We start from the raw sequence: 24301 nt of genomic DNA, 5'->3' as shown, positions 1-24301 counted from the left end.
CCAGTCAACGGACCGACGATCATGCTGCGATTTGAATACATGCCGAGCGATTTTCATCCGCTGTTCCTGTTCCTCGGCGAATCTGCCGATCTCGCCGCCCTGGCAATGCTGCTGCGGCGCTTTGCCGAGGACCCGCAGACCATTGCCGTCGCGGAGCGGATTCCCGACGCCGTCTCGCGCGACGCGCTGGTGCTGGCGCCTGCCGACGACGAATTCGGCATGCGCGATCTCGGCGGCCGGTTTGCCTGGAAGCTGACCGATTGGCAGGCGGAGCGGATCGCCGAGCGCATCGAGCTGTTAACCCCTGAGAATAGCAAGTCCGGCTCGGAGATCGTCGAGATCGGCAGCGACGGCGAGATCCCGGTCAAGCTGTCGCGCGGCGAATTCACCGACGACTTCCTGATCACGCGCAGATAGCGATGTTCGCGTGAGTACTCACCGCAAGCCAAGAGTGCTGATTGCCGGCGCCGGGATCGGCGGCCTTGTCGCCGGATTGTCGCTGCTGCAGCGTGGCATCGAGGTCGAGATCTTCGAGCAGGCGTCCGAGCTGCGCGAGCTCGGCGCCGGTGTCCAGCTCAGCGCCAACGGCACCAGCGTCCTCATCGCGCTCGGCCTCGAGCAGGAGATGCAGGCCATCGCCTGCGAGCCCTCGGGCAAGGAGATCAGGCTGTTCAGCACCGGGCGGACCTGGAAACTGTTCGACCTCGGCGCCTCCTCGCGCGCGATCTATGGCGCGCCCTACTGGATGGTGCATCGCGGCGACTTTCACCGCGTGCTGGTCGACGCATTCACGGTTCGGGCGCCGGGGCGGCTGCATCTTGGCAGCCGCTGCACCGGATTTGACCAGGACGGCGACGGCATCTGGCTGGACTTTGCCAACGGCGAGCGTCGGCGCGGCGACGTCGTGGTCGGCGCCGACGGCGTGCACTCCGCAATTCGCCGGCAGATCGGCGGCGACACCAAGCCGTTCTTTTCGGGCGTGGCCGCCTGGCGCGGACTGGTGCCGATGGAACGGCTACCGTCACCGCTCAGGCGCGACGTCGGCACCAACTGGATCGGCCCGGGCGGCCACGTCATCACCTATCCGGTTCGCCGCAGCGAGTTGTTGAACTTCGTCGGTATCTTCGAGGGTGAGAGCTGGTCGGTCGAATCGTGGACCGAACGCGGCACGCGCGAGGCCTGCAGCGGAGCCTTTGCCGGATGGAATCCGCAGATCCACACCATTATCGCGAGCCTCGATATTCCCTACAAATGGGCGCTGCTCGGCCGCGACCCGCTCGATCGCTTCGTCGTCGGGCGCGCCTGCCTGCTTGGCGACGCCGCGCATCCGACGCTGCCGTTCCTGGCCCAGGGCGCCAACATGGCGATCGAGGACGGCATGGTGCTGGCGCGCTGTCTTGAAGGCTTCCCGCCCGAGGAAGCGCTGCAGCGCTACCAGACCGCACGGCTGACGCGGACGAACGCGATCGTGGTGAAGTCGGCCGAGAATGCCAGGCGCTTCCATAATCCCGCGCTTGCCGACGCCGAAGGCGCCGACGCCTATGTCTCGCGCGAATGGCAGCCGGACCGGGTGCGCGAGCGCTATGATTGGCTGTTCACCTACGATGCCTTGCGTGTGCCGCTTTGACGGGACGAGTTTCGCGGGCCCGCCTCACTGAACGGGATGGCGTCCGCGGCGCACCGGACGTTCCGGCGGTGGTGGCGGAGGAGCGAAGAAGGGATTGACGATGCACATCGCAGAGAGACCCGATGCCGTCGCCTGACACTGCGGGATCGAGGTGTAGCTGCAATCGATGTGGTCTCCGGCCATCGGCCCGTTATAGAGATGCAAACAGACCGGATAGTTCGGATCATAGGCCTGTCCGGCGGCAGGTCGGGCGAGCGCGACCGCGAACGCAGCGATCGCGAAAAGTTTCAGGCGCATCGGATTCTCCTTATTGCTCGGACCGTTTCCTCACAACTGCCGGAGTTAGTCAACCGCACTGGGGACACGACGGCCATACAGTCTTGAGCAACGGCAGGCGGCAAGCCTGAGCGCGCTAGTTGGCGGATTGGCGTTGTCGCTGCCCCCGTTGCTTTGGCGGCTTTTTCGGACCTTTGTAGAACGGATTGACCGAACACGTCGCGGAGCGCCCCGAGGCCGTCGCCTGACACTGCGGAAGCGACGTGTAGCTGCAATCGATATACTCGGGCGTCAGCCTGCCGCCATAGACTTCCAGGCACACCGGATAGTTCGGATCGTACATTTGCGCGGCGGCGGGCTCGGCGAGACCAGCGCCGAGGGCGGCGATGATGATGAATTTCAAGCGCATCGAATTCTCCTCAAGCCTGGTCCGGATCGCCGGGCGCGTGGCTATCGCTGTTCGTCGGCCGGCTTGCCGTCGCCCTCTCCGAGGCAGCGAATCATGAAGGCCGTCGTGTCCCGCGGCAGCACTTGCGCGGCGCGCGCCTTGAGACGGCATTCGAGCTGCGCGATCTCGCGCGCCCGCTGCCGTTCGGACGGCAGCGTCGATTGCCGCAACCGCCGCAACGTCATCGGCGAGCCGTCCGACTCGAAGCTCAGCTCGTATTTCTTGCCGTTCTGGTCGGTGGCGGCGCAGGTGATGGTGGACACCTGCCGCGTGATGAAGCTTCCGACCTGACGGCATGAGCCCGTCGACATCTCGACCAGCGGCACCGGCAGACCATCCACCCGCGGGCGGTCGCTCGACTTCAGCAACATGCGGTCGACCGCGAGCTCGAACAGATTGTCCTGGGTGCGCTCGGTGCTCTCGCCGGAGAACGAGATGATGTGGCTCTTGTCGGCGGGATCGTCGAGCACCACGGTGAATTCGGAACGGCCGCGCAGGGTGTGGAAGTAAGCGACTGCCTTGCAGGTGTAGCTGCGGCCCGCAACGGTCACGTTGCGGCAGGTGCCGGACATCAACGCGTACAGATCGACGTCGTAGACCGGACCGGCGGCAACGGCCAGCGCCGGCCAGCAGAGAACGGCAGCCGCAATCAATTGAGCGAAACGGGAGATCATGCTGAAACGGTCGAAAACACGGTCGCTGGAGGGGTCCATGGCGCAAGGTCGCTGATTTCCACGGACTGTGCAACGACGAAGCAGGCCTAAATGTGGACACCACGCGAACGGCTGGGGAACGCAGCACAATCCGTGCTGAAAGGCCGCGGCGTCAGATTTGCGGGCCGGACAGCGTCACCTCGCGCTCGGCGCGGAACACGTTGCTATAGAGGTTCGCGATCCACTGGCGGCCGCTTGCCGTCATGTTCAGGCAGTTGATGGCGCCCTGAATGTGCGGCGCAACCATGTTCCAGTAGAATTGCGGATAGCGGTCGACGATATCGGCCGGCGACTCATAGCCGAGCTGGCGGTTGATGCCGACCTCCTCGAACTCGTGATAGAGCGCGTTGGCCTTCCTGATGTAGTTGGGATCGCCGAGCTGACCGATGAAATCGGCCGCCCGGACGATCGACGCCTCATCGTCATATTGCTGGCCTTCGGGCGCCGGAAACCGCGTGCCCTCGATGTTGCGCGCGACGCGCTCGCGATCGAGCGGAAGGACGGCCTCGAGCCTGTCGAGCACATAAAGCTTCGAGCGGTCGACATGATACGGCATCAGGCCGGCATCCGACGAGCCACGCGGCAGCACCACCTTGTTGCCGGAGGCATCGATGACGTAGCCATCGGGTCCATCGCCTTTCAAAAGACCGCGCACATAGCCGATGTCGTGAGTCAGGCAGGCGATGATGGTGTGGGTGTAATCTTCGGCGGTGACGTGGGTGTGCAGCGCGCGGCCGCGGATGATGTCATGCCCGGCGAGCGTGACCAGCATCGTGTGCTCGACATTGTGGTAGAGCGCGTCGCTGTTGCCGATGCATTCCAGCGCGATGCGCGCGGCGGCAGGCAGGAGTTCGCCGAAGCGCGCCTGCGAAGCGCCGAAGGTGCGGCTGACATGCGTGGCGAGAAACTTCTCCAAAGCACCTGCCGCCAACTCAGGTAACGTCATCATCGATGCAGCCCCCGACCGCGCAACGTTCCTCGCTCGCCCCGATCTCACGCCGTAGTTGGGCAGCGACTATAGCGTATCTACGGGCGTGCGGCTACGCGCTGACGGGCGTGACGATTCGCTCCGGCCGTACTTTCCCGGTCTTGTCGGCTGCGACGCCAAGGCTGCTGATAGTGGCATGAACCCTGCATGATTCGGGTCAGACCGGGTTAACCCCACTGATAAAGGCCGTCATGCTCGTTACGCTCGTCGCCATCCTCTGCAATGCTCAACTCTGCATGGAAAAGGTCGTCACCACCAGTGACCAATCCGGCATCACCATGGGCGCCTGCGCAGTGAATGCGCAGATCGGCATCGCCGATTGGCTCGCCAAGGGGCCGTATCACGAATGGCACCTGCAGAGCTATAAATGCATCATGGGCAAGTACGTACCCAAGAACGAAGTGTGATGTGCGCTCACAGCCTCGGACGGGGCTGACCCGCTTCGACCGGAACAGCCTGCGAAACCACCGCGCAGGCGCCCGCGCCTCGAGTCAAAGTCCAATTTATGGGCTATCACTGTCGTTAACGACGGTGAGACATGAGGTCGCCCCGGAATGCCCGCAACACCGCTGATTGCCTATGCGCATGTCGGCAAGAGTTTTGACAGTGGTCGCGTGGTGGCGGTCGACGACGTCTCGCTTGACGTGGCCGAGGGTGAATTCCTGGCGATCGTCGGCGGCTCGGGCTCCGGCAAGACGACGCTGCTGAGGCTCGCCAATCGCCTGATCGAAGCCGACCACGGCCGGATCGCGGTCGAGGGTGAGGATGTCAGCCGCATCGACCCGATCCTGCTGCGGCGCCGCATCGGCTATGTCTTCCAGAGCGGTGGGCTGTTTCCGCATCTGTCCGTCGCCGACAACATCGGCATCACGCCACATCTGCTCGGCTGGACGCAGGCGGAAATCTCGGCGCGGGTCGATGAACTGCTCGACCTTGTGCGGCTCGACAACTCACAATATCGCGAGCGTTTGCCGCACGAACTCTCCGGCGGCCAGCGTCAACGCATAGGCGTCGCGCGTGCGCTGGCTGCGAAGCCGCGCATCGTGCTGATGGACGAGCCGTTCGGCGCGCTTGATCCCCTCACCCGCGACGCGCTCGGCGACGATTATCGAACGCTGCACCGCGAGCTCGGCCTGACCACGGTCATGATCACCCACGACATGACCGAGGCGTTGCTGCTGGCCGATCGTGTCGCGGTGATGCGCGGCGGCAGGCTGCTGGCCCAGGGCACGCCGGCGGAACTCTCGGCCAGCACCGATGGCTATGTCGGTGAACTGATGCACACGCCGCGGCGGCAGGCTGAACGCCTGGGCGCTTTGCTGCCGCGGGGCGACACGGCATGACTCTATCAGCCGATCCGCGCTGGAGCGAGGCGCTTTCCCATCTGCCCGACTATCTCGGCAATCATGTGCGGGTCAGCGTCGCCGCGCTGGCGCTCGGGCTCCTGATCAGCCTGCCGCTTGCGATCATCGCGCGTAACCGGCCGGTGCTGCGCAGGACGTTGCTCGGGCTTGCCAGCATCGTGCAGACCGTGCCCGGTCTCGCGCTGCTCGCATTGTTCTATCCGCTGCTGCTGGCGCTCGCCGCGTTGACCGCGGCGTGGCTCGGCTTCAGCTTCTCCGCCTTCGGCTTCCTGCCCGCCGTGCTGGCGCTCGCGCTCTATTCGATGCTGCCGGTGTTGCGCAACACCATCACCGGTCTGTCCGGGGTCGATCCGGCGGTGCTGGAAGCCGCCCAGGGCGTCGGCATGACGCCGCGGCAATCGCTCACCATGGTCGAGCTGCCGCTGGCGTTGCCGGTGATGATGGCCGGGATCCGCACCGCGGCGGTGTGGGTGATCGGCACCGCCACCTTGTCGACGCCGATCGGCCAAACCAGCCTCGGCAACTATATCTTCGCGGGATTGCAGACCCAGAACTGGGTGTTCGTGCTGTTCGGCTGTTTCGCTGCGGCCGTGCTCGCGCTTGTGGTTGACCAATTGCTGGCGCTGATCGAGAACGGCCTGCGCAATCGCAGCCGCATCCGGACGGCGCTCGGCGGGCTCGGTATTGCCGCCCTGATCGCGACGACGCTGGTGCCCGCGATCGCGCGCTCGCATGCGGGCATCGTGGTCGGCGCCAAGACTTTTACCGAGCAATATGTGCTGTCGGCGTTGATCGCGCAGCGGCTACAGGCGGCCGGCCTTCCGGCCACGACCCGCGCCGGCCTCGGCTCCAACGTGATCTTCGACGCGCTCGCGGCCGCCGATATCGATGTCTATGTCGACTATTCCGGAACGCTGTGGGCCAACCAGTTCCATCACACTGACATCAAGCCCCGCGCCGAGCTGTTGGGCGAATTGCAGACAACGCTGGCGAAGCAAGACATCACGCTGTTCGGCGAGCTCGGCTTCGAGAATGCCTATACGCTGGTGATGCCGAGGAAGCGCGCCGAAGAGCTCGGCATCCATTCGATCGCCGACCTCGCGTCACGCGCGGCGACGATGTCGATCGCCGGAGACTATGAATTCTTCTCGCGGCCGGAATGGACCGGCATCCAGAAGGCTTATGGGCTGACGTTCCGCGCCCAGCGTCAGATGCAGCCGGATTTCATGTATGCGGCGGTCGCCTCCGGCGAGGTCGACGTGATCGCGGGCTACACCAGCGACGGACTGATCGCGAAATACGATCTTGTCACGCTCGAGGACAACAGGCACGCCATCCCGCCCTATGACGCCATCGTCCTGCTGTCGCCGAAGCGGCGCGACGACGAGGCGCTCAAGGCGGCGCTGCGGCCGCTGCTCGGCAAGATCGATATCGCCGAGATGCGCGGGGCGAATTTGCGCGCGTCGGGCAATGACGCATCATCGTCGCCCGACGCCGTGGCGCGCTGGCTGTGGGAGAAGGTCGGCGGAAAATAGCCTCTCGCCGTCATTGCGAGCGAAGCGCAGCAATCCACCTCTCCGCATGCGAGGAAAGATGGATTGCTTCGTCGCTACGCTCCTCGCAATGACGACGTCTCACAATCCCTTGATGATCCCCGCGTCGATCAACAGGCGATTGAAGCGGCGTGCTTCTGCGCCGTCCTTGCAGGAATAGAATGCGCCGTTGCAGCGAAGCATGATCGCCTTCTGCTCCTCGAACGACGGGTCGAGCGGAATGCCCGCGGCTTCCTGAATCACCAGCGGCAGATAGGCGGCGTCGATCGTGTCCATCACCGCCGGGCTCTTCACGGGTTCGAAGTTGACGGCGTCGATCGCATAGTAGGTCGCGTAGTAACGCGGATCGTAATCCATCAGCTTCTTACCGATGCCGGCCTCGTCGAGATCGGGATCGAGCAGCTGCGGCGAGAATTCCGGCTGATGATCGCCGTAACGCACGATCAGGAAAGGCTGCGCCGGAAACTTCTTCTTCAGCGCCGCGACGAAGCCGGCATAGTCGCCAGCGCTCATCGCCTGCCGGCGCAGATATTCGTCGACCGCGGGCGTATTGCCCGGCCGCTTCCACGACGGCAGCAACTCGGGACGGAATTTGGTTTCCCAGGGGAAATGATTGGCGGCGAGATAGACGAAGGCGAACAGCGGCGTGCCTGACGTCTTCTGCTCGGCCATCAGCTTCAGCGCCTTGTCGTAGAAGAAGCTGTCGGGCTCGACATCCTTCGCATGCAGGTCATGCGCGTCGTAGAAGCGCTGGATGCCGGTCGTGGTCTGGAAGTTGCGCGCGCTCATGAAGGCGCCGAATGCGGGATAGAGCGAGAGCGTGTCGTAGCCGCAGCGGCGCAGCGCCAACGGCAGGCCGCGCTCCACGCGCCCCGATGCGATGCGGGTGACGAAATAGGAGAACCGGCCGAACGAGCGCGAGGACAATCCCGCAAGCACGTTGTACTCGGTGAACCAGCTCGGCCCGCCATTGCTCTCGGCAAGGAATTTGCGCGCGACGCCGTCGTAGGACTTGAACTGGCTGCCATAGCCCGGCGGCACCTTGACGCCGGAGGCGGCGCGGATGTCGAAACTCGATTCATCATGGATCATGATGATGTTCGGCCGCCGCCCGGCGGGATGACAGGCATCGACCAGGGGCATCTTGAGCTGATCGCTCGCGGTCGGATCCGACTCCATAAAGCCGTAGGCGACGAAATCGGACACGGCCGTGACGCCGGAGCGCGCGAACTTCGAGAGGTAGCCGTCGTCGTAATAGCCGCGCCAGGCTTCATCCGGCCAGGCGAAGGCATAACCCGAGAGCGCCGCGGTGCAGGCGAGGCAGGCCGCCGCAGCCGGCAGCCGGCGAATGCGGAACGGATCGAGCCACCACAGCGCGTACATCAGGGGCAGCGTGACGAGGCCGGCACCGATGATCGACCAGCGCAGGCTCGGGAAGATCGTCAGCAGGAACGCCGCGGTGTCGCGGTCGATCACCATCAGGTCGACGAAGTTCGCGGTCATCTGCACCACGTCGTGCTTGAAGCGCGACAGCAGCACCAAGACCACGACCAGTGTCAGCGACAGCGCGCCCGACAGCGCCGGCCGGCGCAGCAGCGCGATGAACAGGAAGTTCAGGATTCCCCAGGTGAGCAGGAAGCAAAGCCGCGAGCCGAAATCGGTCTCGGTGCGCAGCATCAGGATCAGCGCGCCGAAATGCGGTGCCGCGACCGCCATCAACCGCCAGATGCCAAGCGCGGCAAGACCGCCGGCCAGTGCGGCAACGGAGGAGTTCTGCTGAGGCGCGGGCGCCATGGGCGGGACGCAATACAACCCGGCGCAATGCCACCGCCTTGACTGGCAACGGCCAGGAGGCATGCGGCACAGCCGGTGTCTGGGCCGCGTCACAAAACCGTAATTGAATCGTCATGAACGCGCAATGAATTTGCCTGCCCAAGCCTGGCCGCGGCAGGCAGTGCGCGTGCCTTAAACTTTGGCGGCCGGCGCGGCGTGGCTCGCGATACCCGCGATGAAGAGATCGACGATGTCGGCAGCCATCTGCTCGACCTCCGCATCGCCGACACCCCAGCGCGGCAAATGACCGTCGATGTGCATCCGCGCGAAGCCATAGACCAGCGCGCGGCCGGCGATCTGGACCTGCCTGAGGTCGCGCGTCCCGAGTTGGCCAGCTGAAAATGCCTCCGCCAGCGTGCGCTCGGTCAGGCCGATCAACTCGGCATTGTCGCCGGAGACGGCGGCCGAGCGGTCGTGGTCGAAGAAGCGGCGGCTGGAGATGATCTCGAAATGGGTCGGGTTCTTCATCGCCCAGCGCAGATAGGCGATCCCGAGATGGCGGAAGCGGCCGAGCGGATCGCCTGGCGGCGCCTCGGCCAACGCCGCCTCGATCTCGGCGCGAAAGCGGCGTTGCGCCTCCTCCGCCACCGCATTCATCAGCGCGTCCCGGCTCGGGAAATGCCGGAACGGCGCGCCCGGCGAGACCCCGGCCCGGCGCGCGGCCTCGCGCACGCTGACCGCCTCCGGGCCGCCCTCGCCGACCAGTTGCATGGCGGCATCGATGAGGACCCGGCGGAGGTCGCCGTGGTGGTACGGCCTCGCCGCCTGCGCCCGCGTCGCGGCCGGACGCGGCTTGGCGGGCCGGCGGCCGGTGGGCGGGCTTTTGGCGGGGCGGCGCATGGCGCACCTCTAGCATCACCCGCTTGTGAATGTAAGCGATGATTACACAGATTGACCGCGCGTGGGGCCGAAATGTAACTGGTGATTACATAAACGGGAGGCGGGATATGGCGACGCATCGCAACTGGTTCGAGGGCTGGCGGCTGTTTGGCCTGCTCACGCTCACCCTGATCGGGCTTTCGATCTGGATCGCCGCCATGCGGCAGTTCGAGGTCGAGGGCGTGCGGATGGTGATCCGCTTCACGGCGCGGACCTCGCTCTTGTTCTTCTGCCTCGCCTTCTCGGCGGCGGCGCTGGCGCGGCTGTGGCCGAACGCCTGGACGCACTGGCAGCGCCGCAACCGCCGTTATTTGGGCTTCACCTTCGCGGCCTCGCACGCCATCCATGCGGTCGCGATCGCCGCCTTCGCGATGCTCGATCCGCCCGGCTTTGCGGCCGCGACCTCGATCGTCTCCTACGTCTTCGGCGGTATCGGCTATCTCGCCATCATCGCGCTGACCGCGACTTCGTTCGATCGCACGGCTGCACTGCTCGGCCCGCGCGCCTGGCGCAGGCTGCATCTGATCGGCGGCTATTATCTGCTGCTGCAGTTCATGGTCTCGTTCGGCAAGCGGATTCCCGAGATGCCGCTCTACGCGCTATTCCTCGTGCCGCTCGCTGCGGTGTTCGCGCTCAGGATGATCAGCATGGCCGGCCGGCCCGCGCCACGTCAGGCGCAGGCGAGCTAAGATCGGGCCACCTTACACCAGGTGAAACTTGCGGCCGAGCTGGCGATGAACCGATAGCACCGCGCGGTCGACGTCGCTGATCAGGCTGTCGCCGAGCACGACGTTCGGAATCTCCCAGTTGCGTCCGATCTGCGCATCGGGCAGCCCGGCGATCGCCGGCACGCGCGCGGTCTCACAGCCGGGCTGGGCGCGCAACGCCTCATCCGCAAGTCGGGTCAATTCGTCCTGGCTCTTTCCATCAGTCATGACCTCGGTCCTGACTCCGGAAGATGGCTCACTGATGGCCAAGATTCTCCAGTTCCTTAGCGCGGGCTTCGGTCATGCTGCGCATGCCTGTTCGATCGATCTTGTCGTCGCAGCATACGTGGTGCCGCCGCGATGCATCCCGTCCACCGCCGGCCGCGCCGCGGCTGGCCTTCCCGGTCCGCGCAGGATATTTCATATGCATGGAGGGGACCATGCGGCGCGCCGTGACGCCTGTGATCGTCTTGGCGGTGTTCGGCCTGCTCGTCGGTGGGCTGTTTCGCTATGCGTTCGATGAGTCCGACGAGGCCTCCGTCTCGAATTATGTGCGCAGCGCCCTCGACGGCGCAGCCCTCACGGTGATCGTCTGGGCGACGCATCTCTATCTGGCCGCACGTGGTGGCTGGCTGCGACGGCAATCACTCATCGTCGAGCTGATCGGCCGCTCTGTGATCCTCGCCGTCACCGTTGCGGCCGCCGCGATCGTGCTGGAAATCGTGCTTTACGGGCATGGGCTCGAAGCCAAGTGGATGCGCGAAACCTTCCTGAAGATCATTGGCGTCGGCCTGCTGCTGTCGATCCCGATCACGACGATCTACGAGCTGGTCCGGATGATCGGCGGGCACACGCTGCTCGGCATCGTGCTCGGACGCTATCGGCAGCCGGTGCGCGAGGAGCGCGTGCTGCTGTTTCTCGACCTGGTCGGCTCGACGACGCTAGCGGAATCGATGGGCGAGCTGCGCGTGCAGGAATTGCTGACGCGCTTCTTCTTCGACATCGACGAGCCGATCGTGTCGCACGGCGGCGAAGTCCACGCCTATGTCGGCGACGAAGTGATCGTGACCTGGCCGGCCAATGCCGACGGGCGATCGCGGCGGTATCTCGATTGCGTGTTCGCGATCGAGGATCGCCTCGCCAAGCGGGCCGATCAATATCGCAAGGAGTTCGGCGTGGTGCCCGCGTTTAGGGCCGGGATGCATGCCGGTCCGGTCGTCATCGCGGAATGCGGGGACTCGCGGCGACAGATCGCCTATTTCGGCGACACCGTGAACGTCACGGCGCGGCTGCAGGCGCATTGCAAGGAGGCCGGCCGGCCGCTGCTGGTATCGGGCGACCTGCTCCGCCTGCTGCCGCCGGACCGGGACTTAGTCGTCGAGCCGCTCGGCTCGACGCAATTGCGCGGACGAGCAGCGTCGATCGACATCTTTTCCGTCGCGCGGCGCCTATCGTCCTAAACGATCTCTTAAAATGCACCGGCATCAGCTTCCGCTGAGCCGAAAGCGCGCATTGAATCGAGTCGGGTCGCAGCCTGTTAAGGATGCGACGCACACCGTATTTGCACCGTATTTCACCTTAACGCAGGTGTAAGACCGCGCCCCGCATGGTGCGCAAACAGGTGTCATTCAACAAAAACAAGGTTGCCCATCGATGGCGCAACAGGCGTCACAATCGATTATCGCCGAACTCGAGGATGCGGTCCGGGACGGGACATCGGCCAAGCGCGTGCAGACGCTGCGGCAGGTCACCGATCTGTTCCTGAACGACGGCGACCGCCTCAACGATGAACAGGTCAAGGTGTTCGACGACGTGCTCTGCCTCTTGGTCGCGCGCGTCGAGACGCGTGCGCGGGCCGAGCTCAGCAAGCGGCTCGCACCGCTCGACTATGCGCCGTTCGAGGTGATCCAGCACCTCGCCTGGGACGACGACATCAGCGTCGCCGGCGACGTACTGACCCACTCCAGCCGCCTCTCGAACGACGCCCTGCGCGAGATCGCGAGCAGCAAGGGCCAGGACCACCTGTTCGCGATCTCCGCGCGGGAAAACCTGCCGCCTTCCGTCACCGACGTGATCATCGACCGCGGCGAGGACAAGGTGATCCGGCGTCTCGCCAAGAACGCCGGCGCCCAGTTCTCCGACAACGGCTATTCCAGCATCGTCGCCCGCGCCGAAGGCGACGACGAGCTGGTCGAGATCCTCGGGCTGCGCATCGACATTCCGGCCAAACTGCTGCGCGACCTGCTGCAGCGCGCCAAGGATACTGTGCGCGCCCGCCTGCTCTCGATCGCGTCGCCCAGGGCACGCGAGGAGATCAGCCAGGTGCTGAACGACATCGCCCAGGAAGAGGCCGCGGCGCCGCGCCGCAACTATGGCATCGCCGAAGAGCTGGTCAAGCTGATGAAGCAGCTGAACGAGCTCGACGATGCGGCCGTCTACAAATTCGCCGAAGGGGGCAAGCTCGACGAGGTCACGGTCGCGCTCGCCGTGCTCAACGACATGCCGATCGCGATGATCGAACGGCTGATGCTCGGCCTTCGCTCCGACCTGATCCTGATCCCGTGCCGCTCGGCGCGGCTCAACTGGCCGACGGTCGAAAGCATCCTGCGCAAGCGGCCGCTGCCGTTGCCGCTCGACAATGCGACGCTCGAGATCGCGCAGCGCGATTACCGCCGGCTCTCGCTGGAAACCGCGCAGCGCACGGTGCGGTTCTGGCAGCTGCACAACAGGATCGAGAAGCAGCCGATGGCGGCCGGCTAGGCCTCCGCGCCTCTGCGACAAAGAAAAAGGGTGGGCAACGCGCCCACCCTTTTTCATCACAGCGTCATTCCGGGGCGCCTCGAAGAGGCGGACCCGGAATCTCGAGATTCCGGGTTCGGTCCTGCGGACCGCCCCGGAATGACAGGCCTCGCCTGTCAGTTCTTGCTCTTGTCGACCAGCGCGCCCTTCTTGATCCAGGGCATCATGTCGCGCAGCTTGGCACCGACTTCCTCGATCGGATGCGCGGCGAGCTTGGCGCGGGTGGCCTTGAACGAGGTCTGGTTGACCTTGTTCTCCAGCATCCAGTCGCGGGCAAACTTGCCGCCCTGGATATCGGCCAGCACGCGCTTCATCTCCGCCTTGGTCTCGGCCGTGACGATGCGCGGACCGGTGACGTACTCGCCGTATTCGGCGGTGTTGGAGATCGAGTAGTTCATGTTGGCGATGCCGCCTTCATAGATCAGGTCGACGATCAACTTCACTTCGTGCAGGCACTCGAAATAGGCCATCTCGGGCGCGTAGCCGGCCTCGACGAGCGTCTCGTAGCCGCCCTTGATCAGCTCGACCAAGCCGCCGCAGAGCACCACCTGCTCGCCGAACAGGTCGGTCTCGCACTCTTCCTTGAAGGTGGTCTCGATGATGCCGGCGCGGCCGCCGCCGATCGCCGAGGCATAGCTGAGGCCGAGGTCATGGGCGTTGCCCGACGAATCCTTGGCGATCGCGATCAGGCAGGGCACGCCGCCGCCGCGCTGGTATTCCGAGCGCACGGTGTGGCCGGGGCCCTTCGGCGCGATCATCAGCACGTCGAGGTCGGCGCGCGGATCGAGCAGGTTGAAGTGCACGTTGAGGCCGTGGGCGAACACGAGCGCCGCGCCCTTCTTCATGTTGTCGTGCAGGTGCTCGCGATAGATGTCACCCTGCAGCTCGTCCGGGGTCAGCATCATGACGAGGTCGGCCCACTTGGCGGCTTCGGCAACTTCCATCACCTTGAAGCCGGCGTTCTCGGCCTTCTTGGCCGAGGCCGAACCCTTGCGCAGCGCAATCGCCACTTCCTTGACGCCCGAATCCTTCAGATTCAGCGCGTGGGCGTGGCCCTGGCTGCCGTAGCCGACGATGGCGACCTTCTTGCCCTTGATCAGGTTCAGGTCGGCATCGCGATCGTAGTAAACTCGCATCGTGGTTTCCTCGTTTGAAGGGGGCCAAAATCGGCCGATGAATCAGGCTTTCGGAAGGTCAGAACCGCCGGGCGCCCGCGAATTTCCGGCGTTGTCTAGAGCATTTTCCCCCTCAGGGGAAACCCTCATCTCGCATGGCGCGGTGCGGCATCATGCGTCCATGAAGACCGGGTAGAGCGAGGCCAGCAGCAGGATGGCCATCACCACATTGAAGGCGCGGATCGCCCGGGGCGAGGTCAGGATCGGCCGCAGGGCGGTCCCGAACAGCGCCCAGACGATGCAGGACACCGTGCCCAGGATCAGGCTCAGGCCGACCTGGATCGCGATGTTCCAAGGAAAGGCGGCAATCGCCGCATAGGCCGTGATGGTGCCGATCACCATCACCCAGCCCTTGGCATTGATCCACTGGAACATGGCGGCGCCCCAGAACGTCATCGGGCCGCGGCCGCCCCTGTCGTCCTTGTCCGCCGAGGGCGGCTCGGCCATGGCGATGACGGCTGCGAGATAGATCAGGTAAGCGACGCCGCCATATTTCAGAATCGTCTGCAGCACCGGATAGGCGATGAAGACGGTCCCCAGCCCGACGCCGACCGCGCCGACCATGAAGGCGAAGCCGACCGTGATGCCGGCGATATGGGGCACCGTGCGGCGGAAGCCGTAGGTCAGCCCCGACGACAGCAGCATGATGTTGTTGGGGCCCGGCGTGAAGAACATCACGACGGCGAACACGACAAAGGCGAACAGCAGCGAATTCGACATGGTGCCCTCACGCGACTTTCGGCAGAGCTTTTGGCCGCTTCGACAGCAGCATCACGGCGATGCCGGCGATCACGGTGACCATGCCGGCCAGCCGCAGCGGCCCGAATGTCTCGCCGAACACGATGCTCGACGCGGCGGAGCCGACGAACGGCACCAGCAGCGCGAACGGCACCACCTGCGCCGCCGGATAATCCCGCAGCAGCCGGCCCCACAGCCAGTAGGCGATGCTGGTCGAGATGCCGCCGAGGCAGAGCATGCAGACGAGCCCGGTCAGCGACATGTGGGTCAGCGCATGCCAGGTCGGCTGCGGGCCGTTCGTGATCAAGGTCAGCACCGCGAGCGGCACCGCGGCTGACAGGCACAGCCAGGCGAACAGATCGAACATCGGCGCGCCGTTCGCCTGCCGCAGGAGAAGATTGCCGATCGCGAAGCTGATCGGGCAGATCATGATGATCGCAAACGCGGCGACGCTGAAGTCGTAGCCGACCGTCCCGCAGATCATCAGCAGGCCGAGCGCGGCGATCGCGATGCCGATTGCCTGGCTCCGTGTCGGGATTTCCCCGAAGGCCAGGGCGGCGAAGGCGATGGTGAAAAGCGCCTGGCTCTGCACGATCACGCTGGAAAGCCCGACGGGAACGCCATGCGCGATCGCAAAGGCCTGTGCGAGGAACTGGCCGAGGAACAGCGTTGAGCTGATCGCGATCAGAAGCGGCCAGGAAACGCCGGGCTTGCGCAGGAACAGGCACGGCAGCGCGGCGATGGCGAAGCGCAGCGTCGTCATCAGCTCCGGCGAGAACTCATCGAGCGCGATCCGGCTTGCGACGAACGCAAGCCCCCAGATCACCGCGACCATGACGGCGATGCCAACATCGGCCGGCTTCATTGTTGTTCTTCTTTTGCTTCCGTTTCGGTCGGGATCTAGATCTGTTCGTCGGGCTTCGGTTTGCGCAGCAGATAGGTGCCGTGCAGGGGCGCGTGGTAGTCGACGGAGACCAGCGTGAAACCGGTCTCGGTCAGCATGCGCTCCATCACCCAGCCGAAGGTCGAGTATTCGTCGCGCATATGGGTGATCACGCTTTCGCGCTCGAAGCCGTGATTCTTGATCGAGAAGTCGGCCCATCCTTCGACATCGCGATCGACACCGTCGGGCATGCCGACGAACACCATGTCGCGCAGGTAGAAGTTCGCGCCGGGCTTCAACGCGTTGAAGATTCGCGACAGCGCCACCGCCTTCCAGAAGTCCGGCAGATGGTGCAACGTGAACTCGCTGACGATGAGGTCGTAGGAATTCGGTTGGTAGGCGAACGACAGCAGGCCGGCCGGCTGGGTCCGGATCTTCGCCTTGCGGTCGCGCGCATAGATTTCGGCAAGCCCGATCATCGCCGGCGAGATGTCGATGGCGTCGACCTCGGCGCCCATCAATGCCGCCTCGGTGGCCAGCACGCCGTTGCCACAGCCGATATCGGCGATCCGCCAGCCCGGCTTGACGCCGAGCATGGTCAGCGCCTGGCGGGCACGGACATCGCTGTCCTCGCTGACGTCATAGATCGAGGCCACCGCGGTATCGAGACCGACCTGCCGCCGTTGCGTGTAGTACCAGTCGCGCGCCAACATGCCTCACATCCCTTCCGGCCCGCGCGTGATCGCGGCCACCCCGGTTCGTGACACTTCGACCAGGCCCAGCGGACGCATCAGGTCGATGAACTGACTGATCTTGGACGAATTGCCCGTGATCTCGAACACGAAGCTCTCGGTCGTGGCGTCGATCACCCGGGCGCGGAACGCGTCCGCCAGCCGCAGCGCCTCGACGCGGTGATCGCCACCGCCCCGCACCTTGACCATCGCAAGCTCGCGCTCGATCGAGCTGCCGGTCAGCGTCATGTCGACGACGCGGTAGACCGGGATCATGCGGTCGAGCTGATGCTTGATCTGCTGGATCACCATCGGCGTGCCGGTGGTGACGATCGTGATCCGCGAGAGATGTTTCTGGCTCTCGGTCTCCGAGACGGTGAGACTCTCGATGTTGTAGCCGCGGCCGGAGAACAGGCCGATCACGCGCGCGAGCACGCCGGGCTCGTTCTGCACGAGCACGGACAAAGTGTGCGTCTCGTTGGGATCGTGACGCTCTTCGAGGAAGTAGGCGGATGCGGGCTGGTTCATGGTCGTCCCCTTACATTCTGTTCACGCCACCGCCCGCTCGGCGGCCGGCGCAGCATCCGTTCCGATCCAGGTCTGGAACAGATCGAAATCGATATTGCCGCCGCTCAGGATCAGGCCGACCCGCTTGCCGGCGAGCCTGCTCTTTTCCTGCAGCGCGGCCGCGAGCGCCGCAGCGCCCGCGCCCTCGGCGAGATTGTGGGTATCGGTCCAGTAGGCGCGGATCGCCTGCCCGACCTCGTCGTCGCTGACCTGCACGATGCGCGAGGCGCCCTTGCGGATCAGCGCGAACGCATCCGCGTCCGGAATCCGCGTCGCCATGCCGTCGGCAAGGGTGTTGCTGGTCTCGGTGGTGACGATCTTTCCGGCCGCAAACGACAGCGCGTAGGACGGCGCCTCGGTCGACTGCACGCCGACGATCTCGGTCTTCAGCCCGAGCAGGTCGCGCGCCATGATGCAGCCGCAGATGCCGGAGCCCTGCCCGATCGGCACGTAGAGAATGTCGAGATCGGGCGCGGTACGGAACAGTTCGAGCGCGTAGGTCGCGACACCCAGCACGAGGTCCGGGTGGAACGACGGCACCATGTGCAGGCCGGCGAATTGGGCGCGGCGCTCGGCCTCTTCGCGCGCGGCCTGGAAGTCGTCGCCGTGCTCGACGAGCTCGGCCCCGAACGCGTGCATGGCGCGGTTCTTCTCGACCGAGTTGCCGCGCGGCACGTAGATTGTCGCCGGCACGCCGTGACGCCCGGCAGCAAACGCCAGGCTCTGGCCGTGATTGCCGCGCGTCGCCGAGATGATGCCGGGCACGTCGGCGCGCTCGCGCTTCAGCCGTTCGAGATAGACCAGGCCGCCGCGCACCTTGAAGGCGCCGGTCGGCGTGTGGTTCTCATGCTTGACCACGACCTCGGTCCCGAGCCGCTCGGCCAGCAGCGGCCAGGCGTGCGCCGGCGTCGCCGGCACTGCGGTGCCGACGATCCGGTGCGCGCGCTCGAGCTCGTTGAGGTCAAACATGGGAGCCGCCCTCCATCCGAGCGCGTGATAAGTTCTCTCTCCCCGCTCTTTGCGGGGAGAGGGTTGGGGTGAGGGGCTGCTTCCAGAGCAATGGTGAGAGACGGACTCGCGGAGACTCCCCCTCACCCGGATTGCGCTTGCGCGCAATCCGACCTCTCCCCGCAAGCGGGGCGAGATGAAAAGAGAGTGCTCCACGCCGATCTATCATCACACCAGCGCCTTGCCACCGGAGAAGGCCTTCGCCGTGGCCTCATCGGTCGCCTCTTCCGGCAGCAGCATCTCGTTATGCGCCTTGCCCGACGGGATCATCGGGAAGCAATTCTCCAGCGCGGCGACGCGGCAATCGAACAGCACCGGGCGCTTGATCGAGATCATCTCCTTGATCGCGCCGTCGAGATCGGACGGCTTGGTCGCCTGCAGCCCGACGCAGCCATAAGCGTCGGCGAGCTTGACGAAGTCCGGCAGCGCCTCGGAGTACGAATGCGACAGGCGGTTGCCGTGCAGCAGCTGCTGCCATTGCCGCACCATGCCCATGTACTGGTTGTTCAGAATGAAAATCTTGATCGGCAGCTCGAACTGGACCGCCGTCGACATCTCCTGGATCGTCATCTGCACCGAGGCGTCGCCGGCGATGTCGATCACCAGGCTGTCCGGATGCGCCACCTGCACGCCGACCGCGGCCGGCAGGCCGTAGCCCATGGTGCCGAGACCGCCCGAGGTCATCCAGCGGTGCGGCTCCTCGAAGCCGAAGAACTGCGCGGCCCACATCTGGTGCTGACCGACCTCGGTCGTGATGTAGGTGTCCTTGCCGCGGGTCAGCTCGAACAGGCGCTGGATCGCGTATTGCGGCAGGATGATATCGTTGTTCTTGCGGTAGGACAGCGAGTTGCGCGCGCGCCATTGCGCGATCTGCTGCCACCACGACTTGATGTCCGGCTTCTTGGCTTCTGCCTTGAACACCTGCAGCAAATCGCCGAGCACGTTGCCGGCGTCGCCGATGATCGGCACGTCGACGCGGATGTTCTTGTTGATCGAGGACGGATCGATGTCGATGTGGATCTTCTTCGAGCCCGGCGAGAACGCGTCGGTACGGCCGGTGATGCGGTCGTCAAAGCGCGCGCCGACGCACAGCATGACGTCGCAATCATGCATCGTCATGTTGGCTTCGTAGGTGCCGTGCATGCCCAGCATGCCGAGCCAGTTCGGGCCCGAAGCGGGATAGGCGCCCAGCCCCATCAGGGTCGAGGTGATCGGGAAGCCGGTCGCCTCCACCAACTGGCGCAGCAGTTTCGAGGCCTCGGGACCCGAATTGATCACGCCGCCGCCGGAATAGATCACCGGACGCTTTGCGTTGGCGAGCAGCGCCACCGCCTTGCGGATCTGGGTCGCATCGCCCTTGACGCGCGGCGTGTAGGAGATGTGCACGTCCGACTTGCGCGGCGGATGGTAGGTGCCGGTCGCGAACTGCACGTCCTTCGGCACGTCGACCACGACCGGGCCGGGCCGGCCGGTGGTGGCGACATAGAAGGCCTCGTGCAGCACCCTGGCGAGGTCGTTGACGTCGCGGACCAGCCAATTGTGCTTGGTGGCGGGCCGCGTGATGCCGACCGTGTCGCACTCCTGGAAGGCGTCGTTGCCGATCAGGTGGGTCGGCACCTGGCCGGTGATGCAGACCAGCGGGATCGAATCCATCAGCGCGTCGGTCAGCGGCGTCACCATGTTGGTGGCGCCGGGGCCTGACGTCACCAGCACCACGCCGGGCTTGCCGGTCGAGCGCGCATAGCCTTCGGCGGCATGGCCGGCACCCTGCTCGTGACGGACCAGGATGTGCTCGACCTCGCTCTGTTGGAAGATCTCGTCGTAGATCGGAAGCACCGCACCGCCGGGATAGCCGAAGACATGCTGCACGCCGTGATCGATGAGCGCGCGCACGATCATCGCGGCGCCGGTCATCTGATTGGGATCGTGGCTCTTGTCGGTCATGGTTCGCTCCGGATGCGCTTGTTTTTGCGCGGCTTTTGTCAGTTCTCGTCAGTTCGGCTTCGGGCAATAAAAAGGGGCCCTAGAGGCCCCATGCACACCGCCCGAATTTGGATGGCCGCTAGCCATCCCCGGCGGTGTGCCTGGGTACGACGGCGATAAGCAGTTTGGTAATAATGTTGCGCACGATACGACCCAGTCTTCCCAAAGGTTGCGCGAACATAGCGGCCAAAGCCTGAATGTCAAGGCGAGGCAAGCACTTTCGCGATTTCCGTACTCTACCGGGGTTCCGCTCGTTCGGCGAGTGTTTTTGCGCGGGCGAACGCGCATGGCTGACGGGCGTGCGGGACCGCCGGCCCGGTAGCCCGGATGGGAGCGCAGCGCAATCCGGGATAGCCTCCGCGCGGAGGGCCGGTCCCCGGATTGCGCTGCGCTCCATCCGGGCTACGGGACTTGCCCTCGCAGCCATTTGCCCGCCGTATCCGGCTCGACCCATTCGAATTCCGGGAGCTGATGGCGGAACCAGGTGAACTGGCGCTTCGCATAATGGCGGGTATCGGCCCGGCCGATCTCGGCGGCCTCCTCGCGGCTGATCTCTCCCCTCAGGTGCCGGATCAGCGCCGGCACCCCATGGGCCTTCATCGCCGGCAGCAACGGATCGAGCCCACGCGCCGCCAGCGCCGCGACCTCGTCGAGCGCGCCGGCATCGAGCATGACACCGAACCGGGCGTCGATCCGTGCATAGAGCCTCTCGCGCTCCGGCGCGAGAAACAGCGCATGAAAATCGCCCGGCGGCAGCAGTGGCGGCAGGCCCTCGCGATGCCAGTCCGGCAGCGGGCGGCCGGTGGCCTCGACGACCTCGAGCGCGCGTGCGATGCGGGTGCGGTCGCGCGGCTTCAGCCGCTCGGCCGACACCGGATCGCGCGCTGCAAGCTCGGCATGCAGCGCCTCGACGCCGTGCTGCTCGAGCCGTGCGCGCACGCCGTCGCGCACATCGGCCGGGATCGGCGGTACCGCCGACAAGCCGCGCGTCAGCGCCTTGAAATAGAGGCCCGAGCCGCCGATGAAGATCGGCAGCCGTCCCTGCGCACGCGCCTCGCCGAGCACCTTCGCCGCATCGGCCACCCAGGCGCCCGCCGAGAAATTCACGCCGGCGTCGACATGGCCATAGAGCCGGTGCGGAACCAGCGCCTCTTCGCCTGCGGTCGGCCGCGCGGTGATGATCCGGAGGTCACGATAGACCTGCATGGAGTCGGTGTTGATCACGACCCCGCCGGTCCGCTGCGCGAGTTCGAGCGCCAGCGCCGACTTGCCGCTGGCGGTCGGCCCTGCGATAAGCACTGCCTTGTTCAACAATCCCGAATGCGCCTGCATGTCCCTCGTTGCCACGCTGATCTGCAATCCTGCAAGCCCCGCGCTCGACTCCACCATCGTCGACGGTGCGCGGGCCCTGCTGCCCTCACCCGGCCCGGCGCAGTGGCTGTTCAACGAAGTCGCCGCCGACATTCCGTTCGAGAGCGAGGACAGCAGCAGGGACGGTATCAAGGCGATCGAGGAACGCGTTCGCCAGGCCCGCGGCGACCTGCCGATCGACATCGTCGTGCAGCCTCGGATCGCCCGGCGCAAGAAGCTTTTTCTGGCCGACATGGATTCCACCATGATCGGCCAGGAGTGCATCGACGAGCTCGCCGACTTCGCCGGGCTCAAGGCCCATGTCGCTGCGATCACCGAGCGTGCGATGCGCGGCGAGATCGAGTTCGAGTCCGCGCTGCGCGAGCGGGTGGCGCTGCTCAAGGGACTGCCGGTCAGCGTGGTCGACGAGGTGCTCGACAAGCGCATCACGCTGACGCCGGGCGGCCGCGAACTGGTCATGACCATGCGCGCGCACGGCGCCTATACCTGCCTGATCTCGGGCGGCTTCACCTTGTTCACCAAGGTGGTCGCGGCGAAGGTCGGCTTTCAGGAAAACCGCGCCAACCAGTTGCAGGTCGTGGACGGCAAGCTGACCGGTGAGGTGGTCGAGCCGATCCTCGGCCGCGCCACCAAGCTCGCCACCTTGATCGAGCTCACCGAGTCCTTCGATCTCGACGAGATCGACACCCTTGTGGTGGGCGACGGCGCCAACGATCTCGGCATGATCCAGGCTGCGGGCCTCGGCGTAGCCTATCACGCCAAGCCGGCGGTCGCGGCCGCGGCCGCGGTCCGGATCGACCACGGCGATCTCACCGCGCTGCTGTACGCGCAGGGCTACCGGCGGGATGAGTTCGTGGCGGGGTAGCCGTTCGCGAAAGTCGTCATGCCCGGGCTTGACCCGGGCATCCATCTTCTTCGCAAGAACTTTGTTAGGTGATGGATTGCCGGGTCAAGCCCGGCAATGACCATCGGGGCTACTGCACGCCGAGCGCGACGAAGCGCAGTTCGCCGTCGCCGTTCGAGACCAGCAGCAGCACCGACTTCTTGCCGTCCTTCTTGAGTTGATCGACGCGCTTCTTGATGTCGGCGGCGCTCGACACCGCCTCCTGCGCCACCTCGACGATGACATCGCCCGCCGACAGCCGCTTCTCGGCGGCATCGGAATTGCCGTCGACGCCGGTGACGACGACGCCCTTCACGCTGTCCTTGATCTTGTACTTGGTGCGCAGGTCCTTGCTCAGCGCCGCGAGGTCGAGACCGAGCGCCTTCTGGGTCACCGGTTTCTCGGCGGTGTCGTCCTTCGACTTGGCGTTGACCTGCTGAACCTTCTCGTTGTCCTCGAGCCGGCCGAGCGTGACCTTGCGGGTCTCCTCATTGCCCTTGCGGATGACGACGACGTCGACTTCCTTGCCGACCGCCGTGTCGGCAACGATGCGCGACAGATCCTTCGGGTCCTTGACGTCCTTGCCGTCGAACTTGACGACGACGTCGCCGGGTTCGATGCCCGCCGGCTTGGCCGGCCCCTTGTCGTCGACGCCGGCAACCAGCGCGCCGCGCGCCGGCTTGATGTTGAGGCTGTCGGCGATCTCGTCGGTGACCTGCTGGATGCGCACGCCGAGCCAGCCGCGGCGCAGCTCGCCGAATTTCTGCAACTGGTCGACGACGCCGGCCACGGTCTTCGACGGCACCGCGAAGCCGAGGCCGATCGAACCGCCGGTCGGCGAGATGATCAGCGTGTTGACGCCGATCACCTCACCATCGAGGTTGAACAGCGGACCGCCGGAATTGCCGCGGTTGATGGCGGCGTCGGTCTGGATGTAGCTGTCATACGGGCCCTGGCTGATGTCGCGGTTCTTGGCCGAGACGATGCCCGCGGTCACCGTGCCGCCGAGGCTGAACGGGTTGCCGATCGCGACCACCCAGTCGCCGAGCCGGATCTTGTCGCTGTCGCCGAACTTGACCGCGGTGAGCGGCTTCGGCGGCTTGAATTTCAGGACCGCGAGGTCGGTCTTCTTGTCGACGCCGACCAGCTCGGCCTTGATCTTGGTGCCGTCGTTGAGGATGACGTTGATCTCGTCGGCGTCGGCGATGACGTGGTTGTTGGTGACGACGATGCCCGCGGTGTCGACGATGAAGCCCGAGCCGAGCGAGTTGGTCTTGCGCGGCTGGAACTCACCGCTCTTGTCGCCGCCCTTGCCAGGCGGCCCGCGGCGGTTCTTGAAGAAGTCGTCGAAGAATTCCTCGAACGGCGAACCCGGCGGCAGCTGCGGCATCGTCCGGTCCTTGGCCTCGACGGTCTGCGACGTCGAGATGTTGACGACGGCGTCGATCACCTTCTCGGCGATGTCGGCGATGCCTTCAGGACCGCGTGCGAACGCCGGCACGGAGCTCAGCATGCTCGCAGCACCGATCGAGATCGCGGCTCCCATCATGCGGAAGCGGCGGCTCAGGGCTGGTCTGGCAGCGGTCATGTAGGAGTTTCTCCAGAGGCAAACGGGTTCAAATGCGCTAGTTACAGAGTGCGCCCGAACGGGCATACGGCGCAAGCATCTCAGCCGGACATTTCGGCGAAAAACCGGCTGCGAGAGGCTCACGATTATGTTCAGTCTTGCTTGTCATTCCGGGGCAGCCCGACAAGGCTGAACCCCGGGGACGCAA

General features: G+C 65.3%; 25 protein-coding genes. 9 read left to right on the top strand and 16 right to left on the bottom strand.

Going from position 1 to position 24301, the window contains the following annotated elements; all coding sequences use genetic code 11:
- Window positions 1-21: 21 nt before the first annotated feature.
- Both J2R78_RS27955 and J2R78_RS27950 read left to right on the top strand, forming a co-directional pair.
- Window positions 22-417: a hypothetical protein gene (locus J2R78_RS27955; RefSeq protein ID WP_253607609.1), complete on the top strand. Its 396-nt coding sequence runs from the start codon at window positions 22-24 to the stop codon at window positions 415-417.
- A 10-nt stretch (window positions 418-427) separates the two neighbouring features.
- Window positions 428-1627 (top strand): FAD-dependent monooxygenase, encoded by a 1200-nt coding sequence (locus J2R78_RS27950; protein WP_253607608.1) that lies wholly within the window; start codon window positions 428-430, stop codon window positions 1625-1627.
- 24 nt (window positions 1628-1651) lie between these two features.
- Here J2R78_RS27950 and J2R78_RS27945 read toward each other — a convergent pair whose 3' ends face one another.
- From J2R78_RS27945 to J2R78_RS27930, 4 genes are all read right to left on the bottom strand, one after another.
- Window positions 1652-1924: a DUF3551 domain-containing protein gene (locus tag J2R78_RS27945; protein WP_016844297.1), complete on the bottom strand. Its 273-nt coding sequence runs from the start codon at window positions 1922-1924 to the stop codon at window positions 1652-1654.
- Between the two features lie 115 nt (window positions 1925-2039).
- Window positions 2040-2312 carry a DUF3551 domain-containing protein gene (locus J2R78_RS27940; protein WP_092089968.1) on the bottom strand — a complete coding sequence of 91 codons (273 nt, stop codon included), beginning with the start codon at window positions 2310-2312 and terminating at the stop codon, window positions 2040-2042.
- 41 nt (window positions 2313-2353) lie between these two features.
- Entirely contained in the window at window positions 2354-3064 is a 711-nt protein-coding gene (locus J2R78_RS27935) for a hypothetical protein (protein WP_253607607.1), read from the bottom strand.
- Window positions 3065-3176: 112 nt separating this feature from the next.
- A complete protein-coding gene (locus tag J2R78_RS27930) occupies window positions 3177-4013 on the bottom strand; it encodes a hypothetical protein (protein WP_026193124.1) in 837 nt (278 codons plus the stop codon).
- A 230-nt stretch (window positions 4014-4243) separates the two neighbouring features.
- On the opposite strand from J2R78_RS27930, the gene J2R78_RS27925 reads away from it, so the two are divergent.
- From J2R78_RS27925 to J2R78_RS27915, 3 genes are all read left to right on the top strand, one after another.
- Window positions 4244-4459, top strand: a complete 216-nt coding sequence (locus tag J2R78_RS27925; protein ID WP_016844293.1) for a hypothetical protein — start codon at window positions 4244-4246, stop codon at window positions 4457-4459.
- A gap of 147 nt (window positions 4460-4606) precedes the next feature.
- Window positions 4607-5395 (top strand): ATP-binding cassette domain-containing protein, encoded by a 789-nt coding sequence (locus J2R78_RS27920; protein WP_253607606.1) that lies wholly within the window; start codon window positions 4607-4609, stop codon window positions 5393-5395.
- The gene (locus tag J2R78_RS27915; RefSeq protein ID WP_253607605.1) at window positions 5392-6951 is read left to right on the top strand and encodes an ABC transporter permease/substrate-binding protein; all 1560 of its coding nucleotides are present in this window, start codon (window positions 5392-5394) and stop codon (window positions 6949-6951) included. Before J2R78_RS27920 ends, J2R78_RS27915 begins: the two co-directional genes overlap by 4 nt.
- 99 nt (window positions 6952-7050) lie before the next feature.
- Here J2R78_RS27915 and J2R78_RS27910 read toward each other — a convergent pair whose 3' ends face one another.
- Entirely contained in the window at window positions 7051-8763 is a 1713-nt protein-coding gene (locus J2R78_RS27910) for a sulfatase-like hydrolase/transferase (RefSeq protein ID WP_057015052.1), read from the bottom strand.
- 171 nt (window positions 8764-8934) lie between these two features.
- Entirely contained in the window at window positions 8935-9642 is a 708-nt protein-coding gene (locus tag J2R78_RS27905; protein WP_253607604.1) for a TetR/AcrR family transcriptional regulator, read from the bottom strand.
- Between the two features lie 107 nt (window positions 9643-9749).
- Between J2R78_RS27905 and J2R78_RS27900 the strand changes: the two genes are divergently transcribed.
- Window positions 9750-10370, top strand: coding sequence for a hypothetical protein (locus J2R78_RS27900; protein ID WP_076824276.1), 621 nt, complete (start codon window positions 9750-9752; stop codon window positions 10368-10370).
- A gap of 12 nt (window positions 10371-10382) precedes the next feature.
- Here J2R78_RS27900 and J2R78_RS27895 read toward each other — a convergent pair whose 3' ends face one another.
- On the bottom strand, window positions 10383-10616 hold the full coding sequence (locus J2R78_RS27895; protein ID WP_076824274.1) for a hypothetical protein: 234 nt from the start codon (window positions 10614-10616) through the stop codon (window positions 10383-10385).
- A gap of 212 nt (window positions 10617-10828) precedes the next feature.
- Here J2R78_RS27895 and J2R78_RS27890 point away from each other — a divergent pair, with 212 nt between their 5' ends.
- Window positions 10829-11848 (top strand): adenylate/guanylate cyclase domain-containing protein, encoded by a 1020-nt coding sequence (locus tag J2R78_RS27890; protein WP_253607603.1) that lies wholly within the window; start codon window positions 10829-10831, stop codon window positions 11846-11848.
- Window positions 11849-12041: 193 nt separating this feature from the next.
- Complete coding sequence (locus J2R78_RS27885; RefSeq protein ID WP_168857165.1) at window positions 12042-13148, top strand: DUF2336 domain-containing protein; 1107 nt, start codon at window positions 12042-12044, stop codon at window positions 13146-13148.
- 155 nt (window positions 13149-13303) lie between these two features.
- Here the strand turns inward: J2R78_RS27885 and ilvC are convergent, their stop codons facing one another.
- From ilvC to miaA, 8 genes are all read right to left on the bottom strand, one after another.
- Window positions 13304-14323 (bottom strand): ketol-acid reductoisomerase, encoded by a 1020-nt coding sequence (gene ilvC, locus J2R78_RS27880; RefSeq protein ID WP_018272993.1) that lies wholly within the window; start codon window positions 14321-14323, stop codon window positions 13304-13306.
- Window positions 14324-14473: 150 nt separating this feature from the next.
- Window positions 14474-15082: a LysE family translocator gene (locus J2R78_RS27875; protein ID WP_092089957.1), complete on the bottom strand. Its 609-nt coding sequence runs from the start codon at window positions 15080-15082 to the stop codon at window positions 14474-14476.
- 7 nt (window positions 15083-15089) lie between these two features.
- On the bottom strand, window positions 15090-15965 hold the full coding sequence (locus J2R78_RS27870; RefSeq protein WP_057015046.1) for an EamA family transporter: 876 nt from the start codon (window positions 15963-15965) through the stop codon (window positions 15090-15092).
- Window positions 15966-16000: 35 nt separating this feature from the next.
- Window positions 16001-16696 (bottom strand): class I SAM-dependent methyltransferase, encoded by a 696-nt coding sequence (locus tag J2R78_RS27865; protein ID WP_028332477.1) that lies wholly within the window; start codon window positions 16694-16696, stop codon window positions 16001-16003.
- 3 nt (window positions 16697-16699) lie between these two features.
- Window positions 16700-17242 (bottom strand): acetolactate synthase small subunit, encoded by a 543-nt coding sequence (ilvN, locus tag J2R78_RS27860; protein WP_016841057.1) that lies wholly within the window; start codon window positions 17240-17242, stop codon window positions 16700-16702.
- Between the two features lie 21 nt (window positions 17243-17263).
- Window positions 17264-18250 carry a threonine dehydratase gene (locus J2R78_RS27855; protein WP_253607602.1) on the bottom strand — a complete coding sequence of 329 codons (987 nt, stop codon included), beginning with the start codon at window positions 18248-18250 and terminating at the stop codon, window positions 17264-17266.
- A gap of 207 nt (window positions 18251-18457) precedes the next feature.
- Window positions 18458-20233, bottom strand: coding sequence for an acetolactate synthase 3 large subunit (locus J2R78_RS27850; RefSeq protein ID WP_016841059.1), 1776 nt, complete (start codon window positions 20231-20233; stop codon window positions 18458-18460).
- A gap of 441 nt (window positions 20234-20674) precedes the next feature.
- Complete coding sequence (gene miaA, locus J2R78_RS27845; RefSeq protein WP_253609927.1) at window positions 20675-21604, bottom strand: tRNA (adenosine(37)-N6)-dimethylallyltransferase MiaA; 930 nt, start codon at window positions 21602-21604, stop codon at window positions 20675-20677.
- Between miaA and serB the strand changes: the two genes are divergently transcribed.
- Window positions 21603-22508 (top strand): phosphoserine phosphatase SerB, encoded by a 906-nt coding sequence (gene serB, locus J2R78_RS27840; RefSeq protein ID WP_253607601.1) that lies wholly within the window; start codon window positions 21603-21605, stop codon window positions 22506-22508. The two genes, miaA and serB, sit on opposite strands and share 2 nt — an antisense overlap.
- A 109-nt stretch (window positions 22509-22617) precedes the next feature.
- Here serB and J2R78_RS27835 read toward each other — a convergent pair whose 3' ends face one another.
- Window positions 22618-24114 carry a Do family serine endopeptidase gene (locus tag J2R78_RS27835; protein ID WP_168857168.1) on the bottom strand — a complete coding sequence of 499 codons (1497 nt, stop codon included), beginning with the start codon at window positions 24112-24114 and terminating at the stop codon, window positions 22618-22620.
- Window positions 24115-24301: the final 187 nt, after the last annotated feature.

The sequence above is a fragment of the Bradyrhizobium sp. USDA 4538 genome (genome assembly GCF_024171045.1).
Taxonomy (GTDB): domain Bacteria; phylum Pseudomonadota; class Alphaproteobacteria; order Rhizobiales; family Xanthobacteraceae; genus Bradyrhizobium; species Bradyrhizobium australafricanum.
This window is presented reverse-complemented; position numbering and strand designations above follow the sequence as displayed.

Excerpts from the sequence above, each read along its gene's own strand:
- J2R78_RS27855 (WP_253607602.1), bottom strand. The coding sequence starts at position 18,250 with ATGTTTGACCTCAACGAGCTCGAGCGCGCGCACCGGATCGTCGGCACC.
- J2R78_RS27895 (WP_076824274.1), bottom strand. The coding sequence starts at position 10,616 with ATGACTGATGGAAAGAGCCAGGACGAATTGACCCGACTTGCGGATGAG.
- J2R78_RS27925 (WP_016844293.1), top strand. The coding sequence starts at position 4,244 with ATGCTCGTTACGCTCGTCGCCATCCTCTGCAATGCTCAACTCTGCATG.
- J2R78_RS27935 (WP_253607607.1), bottom strand. The coding sequence starts at position 3,064 with ATGGACCCCTCCAGCGACCGTGTTTTCGACCGTTTCAGCATGATCTCC.
- miaA (WP_253609927.1), bottom strand. The coding sequence starts at position 21,604 with ATGCAGGCGCATTCGGGATTGTTGAACAAGGCAGTGCTTATCGCAGGG.
- J2R78_RS27875 (WP_092089957.1), bottom strand. The coding sequence starts at position 15,082 with ATGTCGAATTCGCTGCTGTTCGCCTTTGTCGTGTTCGCCGTCGTGATG.
- J2R78_RS27915 (WP_253607605.1), top strand. The coding sequence starts at position 5,392 with ATGACTCTATCAGCCGATCCGCGCTGGAGCGAGGCGCTTTCCCATCTG.
- ilvC (WP_018272993.1), bottom strand. The coding sequence starts at position 14,323 with ATGCGAGTTTACTACGATCGCGATGCCGACCTGAACCTGATCAAGGGC.
- J2R78_RS27835 (WP_168857168.1), bottom strand. The coding sequence starts at position 24,114 with ATGACCGCTGCCAGACCAGCCCTGAGCCGCCGCTTCCGCATGATGGGA.
- ilvN (WP_016841057.1), bottom strand. The coding sequence starts at position 17,242 with ATGAACCAGCCCGCATCCGCCTACTTCCTCGAAGAGCGTCACGATCCC.
- J2R78_RS27850 (WP_016841059.1), bottom strand. The coding sequence starts at position 20,233 with ATGACCGACAAGAGCCACGATCCCAATCAGATGACCGGCGCCGCGATG.
- J2R78_RS27920 (WP_253607606.1), top strand. The coding sequence starts at position 4,607 with ATGCCCGCAACACCGCTGATTGCCTATGCGCATGTCGGCAAGAGTTTT.
- J2R78_RS27865 (WP_028332477.1), bottom strand. The coding sequence starts at position 16,696 with ATGTTGGCGCGCGACTGGTACTACACGCAACGGCGGCAGGTCGGTCTC.
- J2R78_RS27870 (WP_057015046.1), bottom strand. The coding sequence starts at position 15,965 with ATGAAGCCGGCCGATGTTGGCATCGCCGTCATGGTCGCGGTGATCTGG.
- J2R78_RS27905 (WP_253607604.1), bottom strand. The coding sequence starts at position 9,642 with ATGCGCCGCCCCGCCAAAAGCCCGCCCACCGGCCGCCGGCCCGCCAAG.
- J2R78_RS27890 (WP_253607603.1), top strand. The coding sequence starts at position 10,829 with ATGCGGCGCGCCGTGACGCCTGTGATCGTCTTGGCGGTGTTCGGCCTG.
- J2R78_RS27930 (WP_026193124.1), bottom strand. The coding sequence starts at position 4,013 with ATGATGACGTTACCTGAGTTGGCGGCAGGTGCTTTGGAGAAGTTTCTC.
- J2R78_RS27900 (WP_076824276.1), top strand. The coding sequence starts at position 9,750 with ATGGCGACGCATCGCAACTGGTTCGAGGGCTGGCGGCTGTTTGGCCTG.
- J2R78_RS27940 (WP_092089968.1), bottom strand. The coding sequence starts at position 2,312 with ATGCGCTTGAAATTCATCATCATCGCCGCCCTCGGCGCTGGTCTCGCC.
- J2R78_RS27885 (WP_168857165.1), top strand. The coding sequence starts at position 12,042 with ATGGCGCAACAGGCGTCACAATCGATTATCGCCGAACTCGAGGATGCG.
- J2R78_RS27910 (WP_057015052.1), bottom strand. The coding sequence starts at position 8,763 with ATGGCGCCCGCGCCTCAGCAGAACTCCTCCGTTGCCGCACTGGCCGGC.
- serB (WP_253607601.1), top strand. The coding sequence starts at position 21,603 with ATGTCCCTCGTTGCCACGCTGATCTGCAATCCTGCAAGCCCCGCGCTC.
- J2R78_RS27945 (WP_016844297.1), bottom strand. The coding sequence starts at position 1,924 with ATGCGCCTGAAACTTTTCGCGATCGCTGCGTTCGCGGTCGCGCTCGCC.
- J2R78_RS27955 (WP_253607609.1), top strand. The coding sequence starts at position 22 with ATGCTGCGATTTGAATACATGCCGAGCGATTTTCATCCGCTGTTCCTG.